Genomic DNA, 19,922 nt, shown 5'->3' on the forward strand with positions numbered 1-19,922 from the left:
GGGTGGCCGGCCGGGCGGAACTGTGCGGTACGCAGAAACCTGGTGCTGTGAGCCGGCCGCGGCACAGCGCTCGTGGGGAAGCTGTGGGGGCGCTGTGAAGGGGCCGACGGAAGAGTGGCAGGAGAAAGCGCTACTTGTCAGGAGCGCGTCAGTAAGTTGGCTGGAAATGGTTCGTTGACCGGGCGTTCACGTTCGATAAACGGAATCGTTGCTGTCCCGGTCCGGTTACTGTCCGGTCAGTCAGTAACCGGCGGACGGCTCCCCGTGCCAGGAGCCCCACAGGGCCGCGTACGCTCCGCCCGCCGCCACCAGCTCGTCGTGCGTGCCCAGCTCGGTCAGCAGACCGTCCTCCATCACCGCCACCCGGTCGGCGTCGTGCGCGGTGTGCAGGCGGTGCGCGATGGCGATCACCGTACGGCCCTTCAGTACGGCGGCCAGCGCCTGCTCCGTGTGCCGGGCCGTCGTCGGGTCCAGCAGGGCCGTGGCCTCGTCCAGGATCAGGGTGTGCGGGTCGGCCAGCACCACCCGGGCCAGGGCGAGTTGCTGGGCCTGCGAGCCGTCCGTGGAGTGTCCCTTCGCGCCCAGCTCGGCGCCGAGGCCCGCGGACAGCTCCCGCACCCAGCCCTCGGCGCCCACCGCGGCGAGCGCGGCCCACAACTCCTCGTCCGTCGCGCCCGGTTCGGCGATCAGCAGATTGTCGCGGACCGTCCCCAGGAACACATGGTGCTCCTGGGTGACCAGTACCACCTGACGGCGCAGCCGCTCCGGGCCCAGGGCGACCACGGGCACCCCGCCCACCGTCACCGAGCCCTCCGTCGGCGCGTCGACGCCCGCGAGGAGCCGGCTCAGCGTCGTCTTGCCCGCCCCCGAAGGACCGACGACCGCCAGCCGCTCACCCGGCCGCACGGTCAGGTCCACCCCGCGCAGCACCTCCCCGCCCCGGTCGTAGGCGTACCGCACCCCGGACACGTCGATACGGTCGCCGTCCGGAACCGCCGACTCGTCCGCCGTCGCCCGCGGGGCCCGGGCCAGCCCCTCCACCCGGGCGAACGAGGCAGCACCGGCCTGCAGTTGCTCGACCCGCATCAGCACCTCGTCGAGCGGCCCCGCCAACTGCTGGAGATACACGGCGCAGGACACCACCGCGCCGAGGCTCGCCGACCCGTGCGTGTGCAGGACCCCGCCGAGCAGCAGCACGCCCGCCACCGGAAGGACGTAGGAGATGTCCACCGCAGGGAAGAACACACTGCGCAGGAACAGCGTCCGGAACCGGGTGCGCAGCGAGACCTCCAGCGCCCCCCGGTTCGTCGCCACGCGCCGCTCGGCGAGCCCGAACGCCTCGACCGTGCGGGCCCCCGCCACCGTGGCCGCCAGAGTCTCCGCGACGTCCGAGTTGGCCGCGCCCTCGGCGAGGTAGGCCGCCCGCGCCCGGCGCAGGTACCAGCGCAGCGCCAGCCCGGCCGGCGTCAGTCCCAGCACCCCGACCAGGCCGAGCAGCGGGTCGAGCACGAACACCGCGGCGGTGAGGAACAGCGCCTGCACCGCGTTGACCAGCAGCTCGGGACCGGCGTCGCGCAGCGTCGTGCCGACGGCGGTCACGTCGGCGGTGCCGCGCGTCGTCAGATCCCCGGACCCCGCCCGCTCCACGACCGACGCGGGCAGCGCGAGCGCCCGCTCCACGTACCGCTCCCGCACCCGGGCGAGCGTCCGCTCCCCGAACCGGTGCCCCACGTACCGCGCCCAGCGGGCCAGCAGCAACTGCGCCAGCGAGCACAACAGGATGGCGAGGGCCATCCGGTCCACGGCGCCGACCCCGCCCCCGCCGCGCACCTCGTCGACGATCCGGCCCAGCAGCCACGGACCCGCGAGACCGGCCAGCGCGGCCAGCGCGTTGAGACCCAGGACGACGGCGAAGGACCTCCGGTCGGTGCGCACGAGGTCGGCTGCCGCGCGGCGGACGTCGGTGCGCTCGGCTACGGGCAGGTGTGTCATCGGGCCGTTTCCCCTTCTTCGGCACCCTCGTCGTCCCGCGCGACCAGGGCGCGGTAGCCCGGTTCGGATTCCAGGAGTTCGCGGTGCGTGCCGGTGGCCGCGACCTTGCCGTCGACCAGGTGGTGCACGACGTCCGCGCGGTCGAGGAGCAGGGGTGAGGTGGCGGCCAGGACGGTGGTGCGGCCCTGGCGGGCGTGCCCGAGGCGGTCGGCCACGGTGGCCTCCGTGTGGGCGTCCAGGGCGGAGGTGGGTTCTGCGGCGAGGAGGATCTCGGGGTCGGTGAGGAGGGCGCGGGCCAGGCGGATGCGTTGGCGTTGTCCTCCGGACAGGTCCCGGGCCTGGGCCGCGACCTGGGTTTTGAGGCCGTCGGGGAGGGCGCGGACGATGTCTTCGGCGGCGGCGGTGTGGATGGCGGCGGTGAATTTCGCCGTCTCATCGGCCCCGGCCCGTTGCTTCGCGTCTGCGGGTTCGTTGTGGCTTGTCGCGCAGTTCCCCGCGCCCCTTACCGGCGTTTCCGCATCGCCGATCACATCGCTCAGGGCGCCTGCGAAGAGGTCGGCCTCCGGGTCTGCGACCAGGATGCGGGTGCGGATCTGGGAGAGGGGGATGTCGGTCAGGGGGATGTCTCCCCAGGTCGCGTCCGACGGGGTGTAGCGGCCCAGGCGGTCCAGGATGTCGGTGGCGTCGGACGGGCGGGACGTGGCCAGGGCGGTCAGGCGGCCGGGGGTGATCCGTACGCCCGAGGCCGGGTCGTAGAGCGCCGACGGTTCGGCGGGGGCGTCCCGGGTGCCCGTGTCCGGTTCCGGCTCCAGGCGCAGGAAGGCGACGACCCGGCGGGCGGCCACCACGCCGCGGCTGAGCTGGTGGCCCATCTCGATGAGGAACGCCACCGGCCAGCCCAGCGCGACGACGTAGCCGTACACCGACACCAGTTCGCCCACACTGATGTGACCCTGCGCGGCCTGCCGGGCGCCCAGCCAGGTCACCAGGGCCAGGAACAGCATCGGCAGGCCCACCCCGAGGGCCTGGATCCAACTGGTCACCGCGCCGACCCGGTAGCCCTGCTCGCGCAGCCGGCCCGAGTCCCGGCGGAAGGCGTCCGCTACCAGGCCCTTGCCGCCCAGCCCGTTCAGCACCCGCAGCCCGCCCGCGAGGTCGCCGATCCGCGCGGTCAGGACGGACTGCCGCTCCCGGTACTCCGCCTCCCTGCCCTGGAGCCGCCCCATGAGCGGGCCGAGGAGCACCCCGAGCGCCGGGACCCCGAGCAGCACCACCAGGGCGAGCCGGGTCGACACCGACAGCATCAGTCCGCCGACCGCCGCGTAGGCGACGACCGCGCCGACGCCCGGCCCCACGGCCGTCAGCGACGTGCTGATGGTCTGCACGTCGCCCACTCCGATGGTGACGACCTCACCGGCCCCCACCTGGCCGCGCAGCGCCGCGCCGAGCCGCGTGGCGTGCCCGACGACCACCTTGACCGTGCGGAAGTTGGCGTCCATCCGCACCTTCGTCATCGTGCGGTGCCGCATCATGCCCAGCCACGCGTTGACCCCGCCGACGGCGACCATGGCGCCCGTCCAGCCCGCCAGCGCGCCCATGTCACCCGGCTCCAGACCGTGGTCGACGGCCCGGGCCATCAGGTACGGCGTCGCCGCCAGCAGCACCATCCAGACACTGGCGAGCACCGCCCCCGCCAGGCACCGGGGCCACTGCCGCCGGACCAGCCAGCCCAGGTACCGCCAGCCGCCCCCGCGGCCCGGGGTGCCCGGGTCCTCGTACGCGTCGATCCTCACGCCAGACTGTCCCGCCAGGCGCGGTGCAGATCCGCGAACCGGCCGGTACCGGCGACGAGTTCGTCCGGCGCGCCGTCCTCGACGATCCGGCCGTGCTCCATCACCAGCACCCGGTCGGCGATCTCCACGGTGGAGAGCCGGTGCGCGATCACGACCGCCGTACGGCCCTTCAGCACCGTCGTCATCGCCCGCTGTACCGCCCGCTCCCCGGGGATGTCCAGCGAGCTGGTCGCCTCGTCCAGGATCAGCACCGCCGGGTCCGCGAGCAGCGCCCGCGCGAACGCCACGAGCTGCCGCTGACCGGCGGAGATACGGCCGCCCCGCTTGCGCACGTCGGTGTCGTAGCCGTCCGGCAGCGCGGCGATGAAGTCGTGGGCGCCGATCGCCTTCGCGGCCCGCTCGATCTCCTCCCGGGTCGCCTCCGGGCGGCCGATGGCGATGTTGTCGGCGACCGTGCCGGAGAACAGGAACGCCTCCTGCGTCACCATCACCACCCCGCGCCGCAGTTCGGGCACGGCCAGGTCGCGCAGGTCGGTGCCGTCCAGCAGGACCCGCCCGGCGGAGGGGTCGTAGAACCGGGCGAGCAGCTTGGCCAGCGTCGACTTGCCCGCGCCGGTCGAGCCCACGACGGCGACCGTCTGCCCGGCCGGGAGCGTCAGCCCGAAGCGCGGCAGCACCTCGCCGCCGGTGCGGTAGCCGAAGCTCACCGCGTCGAAGACGACCTCGCGGCCGGGGTGCTCCGACTCCAGCGGCGGCAGCTCCTTCGGCGCGGTCGGCTCCGGCACCGACGGCGTCTGGGCCAGCAGCCCGGCGATCTTCTCCAGCGAGGCCGCCGCCGACTGGTACGAGTTCAGGAACATGCCCAGCCGGTCGATCGGGTCGTACAGGCGGCGCAGGTACAGCACCGCCGCGGCCAGCACACCGAGCGCCAGCGTGCCGTCCGCGACCCGGTACGCCCCCCACAGCACGATGCCCGCGACGGCCGTGTTCGCGACCAGGCGGGAACCCACCACGTAACGGGCCATCTCCAGCAGCGCGTTGCCGTTGGTCCGCTCGTGGCGGTGGTTCAGGACCGCGAAGTCGGCGTCGTTGGCGGCCTCACGGCGGAAGGCGCGCACCGGCCGGATGCCGTTCATCGTCTCCACGAACTTCACGATCACCGCCGCGATCGCCGTGGACCGCTGCCGGTACACCCGCCCCGCGCGCCGCTGGTAGAGCCGCACCAGCGCGTACAGCGGCACGAACGACGCCACCGCCACGGCGCCGAGACCGAGGTCCAGCCAGAGCAGCAGCGCCGCGATGTAGACGAAGGACAGGATGACCGTCACCAGCTCCTGGAGCCCCTCGTCGAGCAGTTCGCGCAGGGACTCCACGTCCGTGGTGGAGCGCGAGATGAGGCGGCCCGAGGTGTAACGCTCGTGGAAGTCGACGCTGAGCGCCTGCGCGTGCCGGAAGATCCGCCCGCGCAGGTCGAGCAGCACGTCCTGGCTGACGCGGGCCGCCGCCGCGATGAAGGCGTACTGGAGTCCGCCCGCCGCCAGCGAGCACAGCAGGTAGCCGGCGCCCACCGCGATCAGCGGGCCGTGGTCGTCGTCCCGCAGGGCCGGCACGGCGTGGTCGATGGCGTACGCCACCAGCAGCGGGCCCGCCTGCACGGCCGCCTGCTGGAGCAGCAGCAGGAGGACGGTGAGGGCGACCCGGGCCTTCATGGGCACCAGCAGGGAGCGCAGCAGGACGCCGGTCGCACCCGGCGGGCTGGGCAGGACGTCCTGGTCGAAGGCGTCGTCGGCGGCGGTGGTGCCGGTCGCTGCCTCGGCCGGGTCCCCGGGCTCGGGGCCCTCCGGCTGTTCGCGGTCCGGCGCGGTGGCCGTGGGCGCGGTCATCGGCCGTCCCCTTCCTGGGGTCCCTCGTCGTTCTCGTGCCCGTCGAGCCCGGACATCAGATGGGCGTACTCGGGGCTGGTGTGCAGCAGTTCGTGATGGGTGCCGACGGCGGTGATGCGGCCCCCGGAGAGCAGGGCGACGCGGTCGGCGAGCAGGACGGTGGAGGGGCGGTGGGCCACGATCAGCGCGGTGGTGTCCGCGAGGACCTGCCGCAGGGCGGCCTCCACGGCGGCCTCCGTGTGCACGTCCAGCGCGGACAGCGGGTCGTCCAGGACGAGGAACCTCGGTCTGCCCACCACGGCCCGCGCGAGCGCCAGGCGCTGACGCTGGCCGCCGGAGAGGCTGAGGCCCTGCTCACCGACCTGGGTGCCGGTGCCCTGGGGGAGCGCGTGCGCGAAGTCGGCCTGCGCGACGGCGAGCGCGCGGTCCAGCGCCTCGTCGTCGGCGCCCTCACCGGCACCCATCAGCACGTTCTCACCGACGGTGGCCGAGAAGAGGGTGGGCTCCTCGAAGGCCACGGCGACCATCGAGCGCAGCTCCTCGCGGGACAGGGCGGTGATGTCCTGGCCGTCCAGCGTGATCCGGCCCTCGGTCACCTCGTGCAGGCGCGGGACGAGCGCGGTCAGCGTCGTCTTGCCACTGCCGGTGGCACCGACCAGGGCCATGGACTCACCGGGGCGGATGTGCAGGTCGACGTCCGTCAGGAGCGGCGTGGAGTCGGGAGCGGCGTCGGGATACCGGAACCGCACGTGCTCGAACCGCAGTCCCCCCGCCGCTGCGGGCAGTCGTGCCGCTGGGGCGGCACGGGTGGGCGCAGCGGCACCCCGCAACGCCGGGCCGCGCTCACCACCGCCCCGCACCGACGCAGGGTCACCAGAACCCCCCGGCGACTCAACCTCCGCGTCCATCACCTCGAAGTACCGGTCCGTCGCCGTCGCCGCCTCCTGGCTCATCGCCAGCAGGAAGCCGATGGACTCCACCGGCCACCGCAGCGCCAGCGCCGTGGACAGGAACGCCACCAGCGTCCCCGCCGACAGCGCCCCGTCCGCCACCTGCACCGCCCCGACCACCAGCGCCGCCCCGATCGCCACTTCGGGCAGCGTCACGATGACCGCCCAGATGGCCGCCAGCAGCCGCGCCTTGCGCAGCTCCGTGCCCCGCAGGGTGTGCGACAGCTCGTGGAAGGCGCGGGCCTGGCTGCGGTGCCTGCCGAAGCCCTTGATGATCCGGACACCGAGCACGCTCTCCTCGACCACGGTCGTCAGATCCCCGACCTGGTCCTGCGCGCGCCGCGCCACCGCCGAGTACTTCTTCTCGAAGATCCCGCAGGTGATCATCACCGGGATGGCGGGCCCGAGGATGACCAGCCCGAGCGTCCAGTCCTGGACCAGCATGATGCCCACGCCGACCAGGATCGTCACGCCGTTGACCAGCAGGAACGTCAGCGGGAAGGCGAGGAACATGCGGAGCAGCATCAGGTCGGTCGTCCCGCGCGACAGCAACTGCCCCGAGGCCCAGCGGTCGTGGAAGGCCACCGGCAGGCGCTGCAGATGCCGGTAGAGATCGGCCCGCATGCCCGCCTCGACGCCCGCCAGCGGCCGGGCCACCAGCCACCGCCGCAGCCCGAACAGCAGCGCCTCCGCCAGCCCGAGGAGCAGCAGGTACAGCGCCCCGAGCCACACGCCCGCCGGATCACCGTCGGCGACCGGCCCGTCCACCATCCACTTCAGGACCAGCGGGATCACCAGACCCACGCAGGAGGCGAGGATCGCTATCGCCGCGGCCGTCCCCAACCGCGCGCGCACCGGCCGCACATAGGGCCACAGCCGCAGCAGGGCACGTACGGTGGAACGCGTCCCGGTGGCGTCCGGGGCGAGATCCGTGGCGGGGGCAGGTTTCGTGGGCATCAGCAGCGAGCCTACGGTTTGCCACTGACACTGCCCACCGAGTTTTCGCGCGCACCGGGGTCGTACCGAGGCCCCGCCGGGGTCGTACCGGCGCATCAACCGATCGGCTGATGCGCCTTCGAGCGCGTCGGCCGATGTGCCGGGCCCCCGCCCGCCGGGACGCTGGTGCCATGCCCGTCATCGAAGTCACCGACCTGCGCAAGTCCTACGGCGGCCGCCCCGTCGTCGACGGTGTGTCCTTCGCCGTCGAGGAGGGCGAGATCTTCGGCGTCCTCGGCCCCAACGGCGCCGGCAAGACCACCACCGTCGAGTGCGTCGAGGGACTGCGCGTCCCCGACGCCGGCCGGGTCCGGGTCACCGGGCTCGACCCGGTCGCCGACCACCGGCGGGTCGCCGAGGTCCTCGGCGCCCAGCTCCAGCAGAGCGAACTCCAGGCCAAGCTCACCGTCCGCGAGGCCCTGGAGCTGTACGCCGCCTTCTACCCGAAGCCCGCCGACTGGCGCCCGCTCGCCGAGCGGCTCGACCTGGTCCCGATGCTGGACACCCGGTTCGGCAAGCTCTCCGGCGGCCAGAAGCAGCGCCTGTTCATCGCGCTGGCCCTGGTCGGCGACCCCCGCGTCGTCGTCCTGGACGAGCTGACCACCGGTCTCGACCCGCGCGCCCGCCGGGAGACCTGGCAGCTCATCGAGGACATCCGCGCGGGCGGCGTCACCGTCCTGCTGGTCACCCACTTCATGGAGGAGGCCCAGCGCCTGTGCGACCGGATCGCGGTGATCGACCGGGGCCGCATCGCCGCGCTGGACACCCCGGCCGGACTGATCCGGCGCTCGGCGGGCGCCACCGTCATCAGCTTCACCCCGTCCACGCCGCTGGACGAGGCGGACCTGCGCGCACTGCCCGAACTGTCCTCCGCCGAGTTCAGGGACGGTCGCGTCACCCTGTCCGGCACCGACGAGACGGTCAACGCCGTCATCACCCTGCTCGCCCGCACCCGCGTCACCGCCCACCAGCTCCGGGTCACCGACAGCACGCTGGACGACGCCTTCCTCGACCTCACGGAGGCCCCCGCATGACCACGGACGTCTTCGACACCGCCGTACTGAGGACCGAACTGCGGCTGTTCCGGCGCGAACCGGGCGCGCTGTTCTGGATGCTGGTGTTCCCGACCCTGCTGCTGGTGGTCCTCGGTTCCATCCCGTCCTTCCGCGAGGCCGACGCCTCCTTCGGCGGGCTGCGCCCGGTCGACGCCTACGTGCCGGTGGCCGTGCTGCTCGGCCTGACCGTGGGCGGCCTTCAGGGCATGCCGCAGGTGCTCACCGGCTACCGGGAGCGCGGCATCCTGCGCCGGATGTCCGCCACGCCGGTCCGCCCGGCGGCGCTGCTGTCCGCCCAGATGGTGGTGTGCGGCGCGGCCGCCCTGGTCTCGGCGCTGCTCGCGCTCGCGGTCGGGCGGCTCGCCTTCGACGTGGGCCTGCCCGAGCAGCCCCTCGGCTACCTCCTGGCACTGCTCCTTGCCGTGCTCGCCGCGCTCTCCCTGGGCGCCGTGCTCTCCGCGCTGTCCCGCACCACGAAGATCGCCGGTGCGATCGGGTCGGCCGCGCTGTTCCCGGCGATGTTCTGCGCGGGCGTGTGGCTGCCGGTGCAGGCCATGCCGGACCTGCTGGGCCGGATCGTGGGCTGGACCCCCTTCGGCGCCGCCGCGCAGGCCCTCAACGAGGCCGCGGCGGGCGACTGGCCGGGCTGGTCCCACCTGGCGGTACTGCTGGGCTGGACGGTGCTGCTCACCGCGGCGGCCTCGCGCTGGTTCCGCTGGGAATGAGCGCATCGATGGCCCACACTGGCCCGATGACCGACGCGGGCACCGTCGAGCGCCAGTGGACGGCGTTCCACCAGTGGGGTCCGTACGGCCTGCTCGCCGTCGGCACCGTCGTCGCCGCGGCCGCCTCCGACCTGGTCGGCATGACCGTGCCCGAGTGGTACCTCGCGGCCGCCCTGATCGCGGTCGCGGTCGGCATGCAGCTGTGGTGGACGAGAACGGCCCGCGCCCGCCCCGGCCCGAACCCGGTGAGCGTGTGCCTCTACTTCGTGCGCTGCGCCGTCGCCTTCGTTCTGGCCTGGCTCAACCCGCTCTTCGGCTTCTACGCCTACGCCGGGTACTTCGGGGTGGACCGGCTGCTGCCGCCCCGGCTGCGCAAGCCGGGACTGTTCCTGACGGCGGTGACGATCGCGGGCTCGCAGTCGGGCGGGATGCCGCCGGACGACGCGACGGGATGGATGCTGTTCGGCGCGATCCTCGCGGTCAACGTCGTCCTCCTCGTGGTGTTCGCCCGCCTCGCCGAGACGGAGGAGGCCCGCAGCCGCGCCCGCGTCGAGACCATCGCCGAACTGGAGCGCACCAACACCGCGTTGCAGCAGGCGCTCGACGAGAACGCCGCCCTCCACGCCCAGCTCCTCGTCCAGGCCAGAGAGGCCGGGGTCGCCGACGAGCGCAGGCGGCTCGCCGCCGAGATCCACGACACCCTCGCCCAGGGCCTGACCGGCATCATCGCCCAGCTCCAGGTCGTGGCGGCCGCCCCGGACCCGGCGCTGGGCCGGGAGCACCTGGACCGGGCCCTCGCCCTGGCCCGGCACAGCCTCGGCGAGGCCCGCCGCTCCGTGCACAACCTCTCGCCGGTCGCGCTGGCCGACGACGGACTGCCGGACGCGCTGAAGAAGACCGTGACGGAGTGGGGCGGACGCACCGGCGTCCAGGCCCGGTTCACCGTCACCGGCACCGCCGAGCACCTCCACGACGAGGTCGCCGCCACGCTCCTGCGCATCGCCCAGGAGGCCCTGTCCAACACGGCCCGGCACGCCGGTGCCGACCGGGTCGGCGTCACCCTCTCCTACATGGGCGACGAGGTCACCCTCGACATCCGCGACGACGGCCGGGGCTTCGACGCGCTGACCGCGCGGGAGCGCACCCCCGGCGGCGGCTTCGGTCTCGATGGCATGCGGGCCCGCGCCGAGCGCATCGCCGGTTCGCTCACCGTCGAGGCGGAACCGGGGCACGGCACGGCCGTCTCGGCTCGCGTACCGTTGGTCCGCCATGACCGATGACGCCGCGCCCCACGACGCCACGACCGCCGACGCCGTGATCTCCCTGCTCATCGTCGACGACCACCCCGTGGTCCGCGACGGCCTGCGCGGCATGTTCGAGTCCGCGTCCGGCTTCCGCGTCCTCGGCGAGGCGGCGGGCGGCGCCGAGGCGCTGGAACGGGCCGCCGCGCTCGACCCCGACGTGATCCTCATGGACCTGCGGATGCCGGGCGGTTCCGGCGTGGACGCCATCCGGGAGCTGGCCCGGCGGGGTGCCCGCGCGCGGGTGCTCGTGCTCACCACGTACGACACCGACTCCGACACCCTGCCCGCGATCGAGGCCGGCGCGACCGGCTACCTCCTCAAGGACGCGCCCCGCGACGACCTGTTCACCGCGGTCCGCGCGGCGGCCCAGGGGCGCACGGTCCTCTCCCCGGCGGTCGCCTCCCGCCTGGTCTCCGCCGTCCGCGCCCCGAAGACCCCCGGCGCCGAGCCCCTCTCCGCCCGCGAGCGCGAGGTGCTCGCCCTGGTGGCGCGCGGCACCTCCAACAAGGAGATCGCCCGGGAGCTGTTCATCAGCGAGGCGACCGTGAAGACCCACCTCACCCACCTGTACGCCAAGCTGGGCGTCAACGACCGCGCGGCGGCCGTCGCGACGGCGTACGACCGGGGCATCCTCGGCTGAACCCGCCCTCGGCCGCCGCCCGTCGCCCGTCGCCTTCTGCTCGCCGCGGCTCGGGACCCGTCCCCGCTCAACCCGCCCTCAGCAACAGCACCGTCCGCGCCGGGACCGTGATCTCCGTTCCCGCGAGGTGTGCGGTGCCCGGTGCCTCGCCCTGCTCCTCCCGTCCGGTGTCGACGACCACCTCGTACCGCTCCGCCCACGGGGCGCCCGGCAGGACGAAGCCGGCCGGCTCCCCGCCCGCGTGCAGCACGGCCAGGAAGCTGTCGTCGACGACCGGGTCGCCGTGCTCGTCGCGGCCCGGGATGTCCCGCCCGGACAGGTACATGCCGAGGGTGGCGGCCGGGGCGTACCAGTCCCGCTCCGTCATCTCCGTGCCGCCCGCGGTGAACCAGGCAAGGTCGCGCAGGCCGTCCGCGGAGTGCGCGCGGCCGGAGAAGAAGGCCCGGCGGCGCAGCACCGGGTGCCGGTGGCGCAGCGCGATCAGACGGGAGGCCAGCGCGAACAGGGGGCGCCACTCCGGGTCGTCCCGCAGGCTCCAGTCCACCCAGCCGGTCTCGTTGTCCTGGCAGTAGGCGTTGTTGCTGCCGCGCTGGGTGCGGCCCATCTCGTCGCCCGCGACCAGCATCGGCACCCCGGTCGACAGCAGCAGCGTGGTCAGCAGGTTGCGGAGCTGGCGGCGTCGCAGCGCACGCACCTCCGCGTCGTCCGTCTCGCCCTCCGTGCCGCAGTTCCAGGACCGGTTGTCGTCCGTGCCGTCCCGGTTGCCCTCCCCGTTGGCCTCGTTGTGCTTGCGCTCGTACGACACCAGGTCGCGCAGCGTGAAGCCGTCGTGCGCGGTGACGAAGTTGACCGAGGCGTACGGTCGTCGCCCGCCCCAGGCGTAGAGGTCGCTGGAGCCCGACAGGCGGTAGCCCATCTCCCGCACGTCCGGCAGCGCGTGCCGCCAGAAGTCCCGCACCGCGCCCCGGTACCGGTCGTTCCACTCGGTCCACAGCGGCGGGAACGCCCCCACCTGGTAGCCGCCCGAGCCCACGTCCCACGGCTCGGCGATCAGCTTCACCCGGCGCAGCACCGGGTCCTGCGCGATCACCGCGAGGAACGGGGAGAGCATGTCGACGTCGTGCATCGAGCGGGCCAGCGCCGCCGCCAGGTCGAAGCGGAAGCCGTCCACGCCCATCTCGGTGACCCAATAGCGCAGCGAGTCGGTGATCAGGCGCAGCACGTGCGGCTGGACCACGTGCAGGGTGTTGCCGCAGCCGGTGTAGTCGGCGTATCGGCGGGGGTCGGGCTGGAGGCGGTAGTAGCCGCGGTTGTCGATGCCCTTCAGGGAGAGCGTCGGGCCCAGCTCGCCCGCCTCCGCGGTGTGGTTGTAGACCACGTCGAGGATCACCTCGATGCCGGCCGCGTGCAGTGCGCGCACCATCCGCTTGAACTCGCCGACCTGCTCACCGGTGGTGCCGGAGGCGGCGTAGGCGGCGTGCGGGGCGAAGTAGCCGACCGAGTTGTAGCCCCAGTAGTTGCGCAGGCCGCGCTCCAGCAGATGGCTCTCGTGCGCGAACTGGTGCACCGGCAGCAGCTCCACCGCCGTCACGCCCAGCCGCGTCAGGTGGTCGATCGCCGCCGGGTGGGCGAGGCCCGCGTAGGTGCCGCGCAGCTCGGGAGGAATGTCCGGGTGGAGCTTGGTGAAGCCGCGCACGTGCAGCTCGTAGATGACCGAGTCCGCCCACGGCGTCTTGGGCCGCCGGTCGTCCGACCAGTCGTCGTCATCGTGGACGACCACACCCTTGGGGACGTGCGGCGCCGAGTCGCGGTCGTCGCGCACGGTGTCCGCGACCCGCTGCTCCGGCCAGTCGCGCACGTGCCCGTACACCTCGGGCGGCAGCACGCCGTAGTCATTCCCCTCGGCGCCGTCCACGGCGCGGGCGTACGGGTCCAGGAGCAGCTTCGCCGGGTTCCAGCGGGCGCCGGTCCAGGGGTCCCAGCGGCCGTGCACCCGGTAGCCGTAGCGCTGCCCCGGCCGGACGCCCGGCACGAAGCCGTGCCAGATCTCGTGCGTCAGCTCGGTCAGCCGCACCCGGCTCTCCCTCGCACCGGGACCCGGCCCGTCGAACAGGCACAGCTCCACCGCCTCCGCCCCGCCCGCCCACAGGGCGAAGTTGGTCCCCGCCACCTGGTCCGGGCCGGTCCGGAAGCGGGCGCCCAGCGGCACCGGGGTGCCCGGCCGGGCCGGCACGGCGGGCGGCGGAGCGGCGCGCCGCGCGCCATTGACCACGACGGCGGGGTGCCCGTCCGCGGCGGCCCGTTCCCCGGGCACCGCCTCCCGCTCGGCTGCGCTGGACACCTGTCAGCCTCCCACGGCTCGTGGAACGACGTCCGGCAGGAGGGCGCGCGGCGTCCCGGCCGCTGCTCCCCGTCGCGTCGTCCTCCCCACAGTTCTGCCCACCGGGTGGCTCGCACTCACGTTTCCCCAGGGCCGACCGGTCGTTACGGGTGGATGTGAGGCACGTACACGAGCGCGCACGGCGCGCGGGCGCCGCTCTGGCCGCCCTACTGACATGGGCAGGACTGCTGGCCGGGGCCGCCGGATGCACCTCGGACGGCGGCGGCATCGGTTCCGGCATCGGCTCGGGCATCGGCGAGATGTTCGGCAAGCAACCCGCCGCCGAGGACGTCATCCGCGTCACCCCGGACGACGGGAGCAAGGCCGTCGCGCCGGAGAAGAAACTGTCGGTGCGGGTGCCCGACGGGCGCCTGGAGTCGGTGAAGGTCGTCCGGTCGCAGGACGCGCAGGAGACCCCGGTGCCCGGCCGGATCTCCGAGGACGGCCTGAGCTGGCGGCCCGACGACGACCGGCTCGCCCTCGCCGCCAAGTACACGGTCGACGCCGTCGCCCTGGACGGCGGCGGACACCGCTCGGCCCGGCACACCACGTTCACCACCAAGGTCCCCGAGGAACGCTTCATCGCCTACGTCGCCCCCGAGAACCGCTCGGTCGTCGGCACCGGCATGATCGTCTCGCTGGAGTTCAACCGCGAGATCACCGACCGCGCCGCCGTCGAACGCGCCGTCACGGTCACCGCGGAGCCCGCCACCGAGATCCGCCCCCACTGGTTCGGCAAGGACCGCCTCGACTTCCGCCCGAAGGTGTACTGGAAGCCCGGCACCGAAGTCACCGTCGACCTCGGCCTGCGGGACGTCGAGGGTGCGAAGGGCGTCTACGGGCTCCAGCACAAGAAGGTCTCCTTCACCGTCGGCCGCAGCCAGGTCTCCCGCGTCGACGCCGTCGAGCGGACCATGGAGGTGCGCCGGGACGGCACCCTGCTGGCCACCGTGCCGATCACCGCGGGCGCGCCGACGACGCCCACCTACAACGGCCGGATGGTGATCACCGAGATGCTCGAGGTCACCCGCATGAACAGCCGCACGGTCGGCTTCGGCGGCGAGTACGACATCCCCGACGTCCCGCACGCCATCCGGCTGACCAGCTCGGGCACCTTCCTGCACGGCAACTACTGGGCGCCCGCCGACACCTTCGGCCGGGCCAACGTCAGCCACGGCTGCGTCGGACTGCGCGACGACAAGGGCGGCGGTTCCGACACCCCGGCCGGCTGGTTCTTCGACCGCAGCCTCATCGGCGACGTCGTCGAGGTGGTCCACAGCAAGGACAAAACCGTGGCCCCCGACAACGGGCTGGGTGGCTGGAACATGAAGTGGAAGGAATGGAAGGCGGGCAGCGCGGTGAAGTGACGCCGGGCCGTCCTTCGGCACCCGGCCGCCAACTCGGTACGGAACGGTGACAATTCACCTGTCCCTCAACCCCCTGGCCTGCGGTTACGATGCGCCGGTGCGCGCGCGAGCGCACTGGGGCGCGGGCCGAACAGGCCCGGCGAGGGGAGAACAAGGTGAACGTGCGTCCGATAGCGGGGGCGGTACTCGGGCTGCTGATGCTGACCGTCACCGCATGCGGTGGGGGCGGCTCGGGCTCGGGGGCCGGGGACGGCAAGGGGGACAAGGCCAAGGACGCCACCGCGGCCCAGAGCGAGCAGTCCGAGGCCGTCGTCACCATCGCCCCCGAGAACGGGGCCAAGGCCGTCGACACCAGCGGCGCCCTGAAGGTCGGAGCCGCGAAGGGCAGGCTCACCGAGGTCGTCGTCAAGGACGGCAAGGGCACCAAGGTCGACGGGAAGATAACCGGGGACGGCGCCACCTGGACGCCGTCCACCCACCTGGCCGCCGCCACCACGTACAGCGTGCACGCGGTCGCCAAGGACTCCGAGGGCCGCACGGCCGCCGAGGACTCCCGCTTCACCACCCTGACGCCGAAGAACACCTTCATCGGCACCTTCACGCCCGAGGACGGCTCGAAGGTCGGCGTCGGCATGCCGTTCTCGGTCCGCTTCACCCGGGGCATCACCAACCCGGAGGACGTCGAGAAGGCCATCACCGTCAAGACCGAGCCGGCCGTCGAGGTCGAGGGCCACTGGTTCGGCAACGACCGCCTCGACTTCCGGCCCGAGAAGTACTGGAAGGCCGGCACCAAGGTCACCGTCGACCTCAACCTCGACGGCGTCGAGGGCCGCGAGGACGTCTACGGCAAGCAGGCCAAGACCGTCTCCTTCACCGTCGGCCGCAGCCAGGTCTCCGTCGTGGACGCCAAGAAGCACACGATGCAGGTCGTGCGGGACGGCAAGACCCTCAAGACCGTCCCCGTCACCACCGGCGCGCCCGGCTACGAGACGTGGAACGGCCAGATGGTCATCACCGAACGGCTCGCGGTGACCCGCATGAACGGCGAGACCGTCGGCTACGGCGGCGAGTACGACATCAAGGACGTGCCGCACGCCATGCGCCTGTCCACCTCCGGCACCTTCATCCACGGCAACTACTGGGGCGGCGACGCCTTCGGCAACCGCAACTCCAGCCACGGCTGCATCGGCCTGCGCGACGTACGCGGCGGCTGGGACGAGGGGGCGCCGGCCCGCTGGTTCTTCGAGAACTCGATCATCGGCGACGTGGTCGTGGTCAAGAACTCCGAGGACGCCACCATCGCCCCCGACAACGGCCTCAACGGCTGGAACATGTCCTGGGAGAAGTGGAAGGCGTAAAGGGGGGCGGGGGGCCACTGCCACCGCGCGTGAACGCCCGCTAACCTGCGGAGCATGACCGTACATCTCGAAGTCGCCGAGGGCGTCGGCACACTGCGCCTGGACCGTCCGCCGATGAACGCGCTGGACGTCGCCACCCAGGACCGGTTGAAGGAGCTGGCCGAGGAGATCACCCGGCGCGAGGACGTGCGCGCCGTGGTGATCCACGGCGGCGAGAAGGTGTTCGCGGCGGGCGCGGACATCAAGGAGATGCAGGTGATGGACCACGCGGCGATGATCGCGCGGTCCCGTGCCCTCCAGGACTCCTTCACGGCCGTGGCCCGCATCCCCAAGCCGGTGGTCGCGGCGGTGACCGGCTACGCGCTGGGCGGCGGCTGCGAACTCGCCCTCTGCGCCGACTTCCGCATCGCGGGGGAGAACGCCAAGCTGGGCCAGCCCGAGATCCTGCTCGGCCTGATCCCCGGCGCGGGCGGCACTCAGCGGCTGTCCCGGCTGATCGGCCCCTCCAAGGCCAAGGACCTGATCTTCACCGGCCGCCAGGTGAAGGCCGACGAGGCGCTGGCGCTCGGCCTGGTGGACCGGGTGGTCCCGGCCGCCGAGGTCTACGAGCAGGCGCACGCCTGGGCCGCGCGGCTCGCCAAGGGCCCCGCCATCGCACTGCGCGCGGCGAAGGAGTCGATCGACACGGGTCTGGAGACGGACATCGAGACCGGTCTCGCCGTCGAGCGCAACTGGTTCGCGGGCCTGTTCGCCACCGAGGACCGCGAGCGCGGGATGCGCAGCTTCGTGGAAGAGGGCCCCGGCAAGGCCAAGTTCCTCTGAACACCCCGCAAGAAGTACAAGTTTCATCCGAAGTCGCGTCGTGTCGCTTGCAATTGACGCGATGTCTGATCCGGGTCCCTCGATGGGGCGGTTTATGGCAGCCTTAACGCACCATTAAGCGCGCCTTGTCGAGGGAGTCCGTCGCTTGTCTCCGGCCGAGCCGTTCGCGCAGGTCACCGGGGCTGTTCCCGGCCCCGAACTGCCTGTGGCATATGCCGATCGACCGTCGTTCGACCGGGCTTCCGTCAAGGCGTATTCCCCGGGAACGGCCCCGGAGGCCCCCGAGGGCGGCCATGATGGGGGCATGGCGGGGCTGGATGGTACGGAACAGCCGCGGGGAGCCGGACGTGCGACCGCGGCGCGCTGGTCGCCGGCGGTCGAGGACGAGCGTGCGCTCAAGGCGCTGGAGCTGTTCGGCAACCCGACGGAGCGCGAAGTTCCGTTACCCTCCCGGCCCGAGTCCGCCGCCACCGCCCGCCGGCTGGCCCAGGTCGTCGCCCTGCGTCAGTGGCAGCTCGGGCCCAAGGTCACGGAGGATGCCGTCCTCCTCGTCTCCGAGCTGGTAGGCAACGCCGTACGCCACACCGGTGCCCGGGTCTTCGGCCTCCACATGCGGCGCCGCCCCGGCTGGATCCGGGTCGAGGTCCGAGACCCCTCCAGGGGGCTGCCCTGTCTGATGCCGGTGCAGGAGACGGACATCAGCGGGCGTGGCCTCTTCCTCGTCGACAAGCTCTCCGACCGGTGGGGCGTCGATCTGCTGCCGCGCGGGAAGACCACGTGGTTCGAGATGCGGGTCGTGGACCGCTGAGAGCCCATCTGCCGCGGAAAGCAACCCCGTTCACCGGACACGCCACCTACGGGTGAGAATCCGGAACGCGCCACTCCGCAGCCGGGATCGTATCCGCATGATCACCACTCGCCTGCGCCGACGGACCGCCGCCGCCGTCCTGTCGCTCTCCGCGGTCCTCGCCACCACCGCCGCCACCGCCCCCGGTGCCGCCACCGCCCCGTCGGCCGCGCCCGTCAAGGCCGCCCCGGCCTGCCCCCAGTTCGACGACAAGACCAAGGCCGCCGCCGACCGCGGCGTCGACGTCGACCGCATCACGCCCGAGCCGGTCTGGCGCACCACCTGCGGCACCCTCTACCGCAGCGACAGCCGCGGCCCGCAGGTCGTCTTCGAAGAGGGTTTCCACGCCAAGGACGTCCAGAACGGACAGTACGACGTCGAGAAGTACGTCCTGGTCAACCAGCCCTCGCCGTTCGTCTCGACGAGCTACGACCACGACCTCTACAAGACCTGGTACAAGTCCGGCTACAACTACTACATCGACGCCCCCGGCGGCATCGACGTCAACAAGACCATCGGCGACACCCACAAGTGGGCCGACCAGGTAGAGGTCGCCTTCCCCGGCGGCATCCAGCGGAAGTACATCATCGGCGTCTGCCCGGTCGACCGGCAGACCAAGACCGAGATCATGAGCGACTGCGAGAGCAACCCGCACTACCAGCCCTGGCACTGACCCCGACCGCCCCGGCTCAGGGGCGCAGGAACAGCGCCTCCGAGCCCACCGGCCGATAGCCCGCGGCCTGGAACGCCCGCAGACTGCGGGCGTTCCCCGCGGAGACCTGCGCCCACACCGGCTCCTCCCCAGCCAGCTGCCGCGCGGCCGCCACCAGCCGCCGCCCCAGCCCCCGGTGCCGGGCGCCCCCCGCCACCTCCACGGCGACCTCCAGCCGCCCGCCGACGCCGCGGCCCAGCATGAGCACCCCGCCGTCCGCCGCCCACACCCGCACCCCGTCGCGCCGCCGCCGGGCCGCGACGACGCGGGGATGCCCCGGGTCGGCGACCTCCGTCAGCGCGACCTCCGGGCACCCCGGGAGCGGAGCGCCGGTCAGCAGCACGTCGATCGTGTCCGTCGCACGTCCCGTGCGCTGCGCGAACGCCGCCAGGAACCGGGCGTTCATCGTCGCGGCGAGCGGGTCGCACTCCAGCGACGCCAGGGTCTCGCGCACCCACCCCTCGTCCGCCTCGTCGGTGAAGACCACCGAGTGCGCCGTGAAGGCGATGACCCCCGCGTCCCGGCCGCCGGGTTGCCGCACGACGCTCGTCCCGCCGTCCGCCGGGGGGAACACCCCCCGCGCCGCCGCGTCCAGAATCTCCCGCAGGCTCTCCGCCACACCGCGCTCCTTGAGTCTCCACCCACTGGAGGGCACACACTCCCAGACATGACCGACGACGGCACCGACCCCATGACCATCGGCGAACTGGCCGCCGTCGGCGATCGTGAACGGCCTGGAGCCGCCCTGCGCCACGAGGACCCAGTTCAGGTGGGTGGTCGCCGCACTGAGCGCTCGGACGGCCGGTTAATCTGACCTGCGTCAGATGGACCCAATGCACGGAACGAGGGGCGGACCGGTGGCCGACATCGAGGAAGCACGCAAGCAGTTCGAGCGGATCGACACGGACGGTGACGGCCTCATCACCGCGGCCGAGTTCAAGACCGCGCTCGCCCAGGGCGGCGACTGGAACGTCACCGAGTCGGTGGCCGAGGCGATCATCGCCGGCCGCGACCTCGACGGCGACAAGCAGCTGTCGTTCGACGAGTTCTGGGCCCACCTGAACAAGTGACGGCACGGTGAGGGGCGCCCGGCGGTCA

17 protein-coding genes are annotated in these 19,922 nt (G+C 72.9%); 11 read left to right on the forward strand and 6 right to left on the reverse strand.

Annotated elements, in window-relative coordinates; genetic code table 11:
- Positions 1-240: 240 nt before the first annotated feature.
- From ACZ7MF_RS06765 to ACZ7MF_RS06780, 4 genes are read right to left on the reverse strand one after another with little or no spacing between them, the layout of a single operon-like run.
- Positions 241-1,992, reverse strand: a complete 1,752-nt coding sequence (locus tag ACZ7MF_RS06765; protein ID WP_471474904.1) for an ABC transporter ATP-binding protein — start codon at positions 1,990-1,992, stop codon at positions 241-243.
- Positions 1,989-3,785 (reverse strand): ABC transporter ATP-binding protein, encoded by a 1,797-nt coding sequence (locus tag ACZ7MF_RS06770; RefSeq protein WP_471474906.1) that lies wholly within the window; start codon positions 3,783-3,785, stop codon positions 1,989-1,991. Before ACZ7MF_RS06770 ends, ACZ7MF_RS06765 begins: the two co-directional genes overlap by 4 nt.
- Entirely contained in the window at positions 3,782-5,668 is a 1,887-nt protein-coding gene (locus ACZ7MF_RS06775; protein WP_471474907.1) for an ABC transporter ATP-binding protein, read from the reverse strand. Before ACZ7MF_RS06775 ends, ACZ7MF_RS06770 begins: the two co-directional genes overlap by 4 nt.
- Entirely contained in the window at positions 5,665-7,575 is a 1,911-nt protein-coding gene (locus ACZ7MF_RS06780) for an ABC transporter ATP-binding protein (protein WP_471474908.1), read from the reverse strand. Before ACZ7MF_RS06780 ends, ACZ7MF_RS06775 begins: the two co-directional genes overlap by 4 nt.
- A 170-nt stretch (positions 7,576-7,745) precedes the next feature.
- On the opposite strand from ACZ7MF_RS06780, the gene ACZ7MF_RS06785 reads away from it, so the two are divergent.
- Genes ACZ7MF_RS06785 through ACZ7MF_RS06800 form a run of 4 tightly spaced genes read left to right on the forward strand, consistent with a single transcriptional unit; the run spans position 7,746 to position 11,338 of the window.
- Positions 7,746-8,648 (forward strand): ABC transporter ATP-binding protein, encoded by a 903-nt coding sequence (locus ACZ7MF_RS06785; protein WP_471474910.1) that lies wholly within the window; start codon positions 7,746-7,748, stop codon positions 8,646-8,648.
- A complete protein-coding gene (locus ACZ7MF_RS06790; RefSeq protein ID WP_471474911.1) occupies positions 8,645-9,394 on the forward strand; it encodes an ABC transporter permease in 750 nt (249 codons plus the stop codon). Before ACZ7MF_RS06785 ends, ACZ7MF_RS06790 begins: the two co-directional genes overlap by 4 nt.
- Before the next feature lie 8 nt (positions 9,395-9,402).
- Entirely contained in the window at positions 9,403-10,674 is a 1,272-nt protein-coding gene (locus ACZ7MF_RS06795; RefSeq protein WP_471474913.1) for a sensor histidine kinase, read from the forward strand.
- The gene (locus ACZ7MF_RS06800) at positions 10,664-11,338 is read left to right on the forward strand and encodes a response regulator (RefSeq protein WP_471474914.1); all 675 of its coding nucleotides are present in this window, start codon (positions 10,664-10,666) and stop codon (positions 11,336-11,338) included. Before ACZ7MF_RS06795 ends, ACZ7MF_RS06800 begins: the two co-directional genes overlap by 11 nt.
- Positions 11,339-11,405: 67 nt before the next feature.
- Here ACZ7MF_RS06800 and glgX read toward each other — a convergent pair whose 3' ends face one another.
- On the reverse strand, positions 11,406-13,679 hold the full coding sequence (gene glgX, locus ACZ7MF_RS06805; RefSeq protein ID WP_471474916.1) for a glycogen debranching protein GlgX: 2,274 nt from the start codon (positions 13,677-13,679) through the stop codon (positions 11,406-11,408).
- A gap of 155 nt (positions 13,680-13,834) precedes the next feature.
- On the opposite strand from glgX, the gene ACZ7MF_RS06810 reads away from it, so the two are divergent.
- From ACZ7MF_RS06810 to ACZ7MF_RS06830, 5 genes are all read left to right on the forward strand, one after another.
- Complete coding sequence (locus ACZ7MF_RS06810) at positions 13,835-15,085, forward strand: L,D-transpeptidase (protein WP_471474917.1); 1,251 nt, start codon at positions 13,835-13,837, stop codon at positions 15,083-15,085.
- A gap of 155 nt (positions 15,086-15,240) precedes the next feature.
- Positions 15,241-16,443: a L,D-transpeptidase gene (locus tag ACZ7MF_RS06815; RefSeq protein WP_471474918.1), complete on the forward strand. Its 1,203-nt coding sequence runs from the start codon at positions 15,241-15,243 to the stop codon at positions 16,441-16,443.
- Between the two features lie 54 nt (positions 16,444-16,497).
- Positions 16,498-17,265 carry an enoyl-CoA hydratase/isomerase family protein gene (locus ACZ7MF_RS06820; RefSeq protein ID WP_471474920.1) on the forward strand — a complete coding sequence of 256 codons (768 nt, stop codon included), beginning with the start codon at positions 16,498-16,500 and terminating at the stop codon, positions 17,263-17,265.
- A 304-nt stretch (positions 17,266-17,569) separates the two neighbouring features.
- The gene (locus ACZ7MF_RS06825; protein WP_356864537.1) at positions 17,570-18,073 is read left to right on the forward strand and encodes an ATP-binding protein; all 504 of its coding nucleotides are present in this window, start codon (positions 17,570-17,572) and stop codon (positions 18,071-18,073) included.
- 97 nt (positions 18,074-18,170) lie between these two features.
- Complete coding sequence (locus tag ACZ7MF_RS06830; RefSeq protein ID WP_471474921.1) at positions 18,171-18,785, forward strand: ADP-ribosyltransferase; 615 nt, start codon at positions 18,171-18,173, stop codon at positions 18,783-18,785.
- 16 nt (positions 18,786-18,801) lie between these two features.
- Here ACZ7MF_RS06830 and ACZ7MF_RS06835 read toward each other — a convergent pair whose 3' ends face one another.
- Positions 18,802-19,443 carry a GNAT family N-acetyltransferase gene (locus tag ACZ7MF_RS06835; protein ID WP_471474923.1) on the reverse strand — a complete coding sequence of 214 codons (642 nt, stop codon included), beginning with the start codon at positions 19,441-19,443 and terminating at the stop codon, positions 18,802-18,804.
- Positions 19,444-19,491: 48 nt separating this feature from the next.
- On the opposite strand from ACZ7MF_RS06835, the gene ACZ7MF_RS06840 reads away from it, so the two are divergent.
- On the forward strand, positions 19,492-19,638 hold the full coding sequence (locus ACZ7MF_RS06840; protein ID WP_471474924.1) for a hypothetical protein: 147 nt from the start codon (positions 19,492-19,494) through the stop codon (positions 19,636-19,638).
- Between the two features lie 43 nt (positions 19,639-19,681).
- The gene (locus ACZ7MF_RS06845; RefSeq protein ID WP_003973534.1) at positions 19,682-19,894 is read left to right on the forward strand and encodes an EF-hand domain-containing protein; all 213 of its coding nucleotides are present in this window, start codon (positions 19,682-19,684) and stop codon (positions 19,892-19,894) included.
- Positions 19,895-19,922: the final 28 nt, after the last annotated feature.

It is taken from the genome of Streptomyces sp. NPDC111628 (assembly GCF_055635195.1).

Coding starts and splice junctions, on each gene's coding strand:
- ACZ7MF_RS06765 (WP_471474904.1), bottom strand. CDS start 1,992: ATGACACACCTGCCCGTAGCCGAGCGCACCGACGTCCGCCGCGCGGCA.
- ACZ7MF_RS06775 (WP_471474907.1), bottom strand. CDS start 5,668: ATGACCGCGCCCACGGCCACCGCGCCGGACCGCGAACAGCCGGAGGGC.
- ACZ7MF_RS06780 (WP_471474908.1), bottom strand. CDS start 7,575: ATGCCCACGAAACCTGCCCCCGCCACGGATCTCGCCCCGGACGCCACC.
- ACZ7MF_RS06785 (WP_471474910.1), top strand. CDS start 7,746: ATGCCCGTCATCGAAGTCACCGACCTGCGCAAGTCCTACGGCGGCCGC.
- ACZ7MF_RS06790 (WP_471474911.1), top strand. CDS start 8,645: ATGACCACGGACGTCTTCGACACCGCCGTACTGAGGACCGAACTGCGG.
- ACZ7MF_RS06795 (WP_471474913.1), top strand. CDS start 9,403: ATGGCCCACACTGGCCCGATGACCGACGCGGGCACCGTCGAGCGCCAG.
- ACZ7MF_RS06800 (WP_471474914.1), top strand. CDS start 10,664: ATGACCGATGACGCCGCGCCCCACGACGCCACGACCGCCGACGCCGTG.
- ACZ7MF_RS06820 (WP_471474920.1), top strand. CDS start 16,498: ATGACCGTACATCTCGAAGTCGCCGAGGGCGTCGGCACACTGCGCCTG.
- ACZ7MF_RS06825 (WP_356864537.1), top strand. CDS start 17,570: ATGGCGGGGCTGGATGGTACGGAACAGCCGCGGGGAGCCGGACGTGCG.
- ACZ7MF_RS06830 (WP_471474921.1), top strand. CDS start 18,171: ATGATCACCACTCGCCTGCGCCGACGGACCGCCGCCGCCGTCCTGTCG.
- ACZ7MF_RS06840 (WP_471474924.1), top strand. CDS start 19,492: ATGACCGACGACGGCACCGACCCCATGACCATCGGCGAACTGGCCGCC.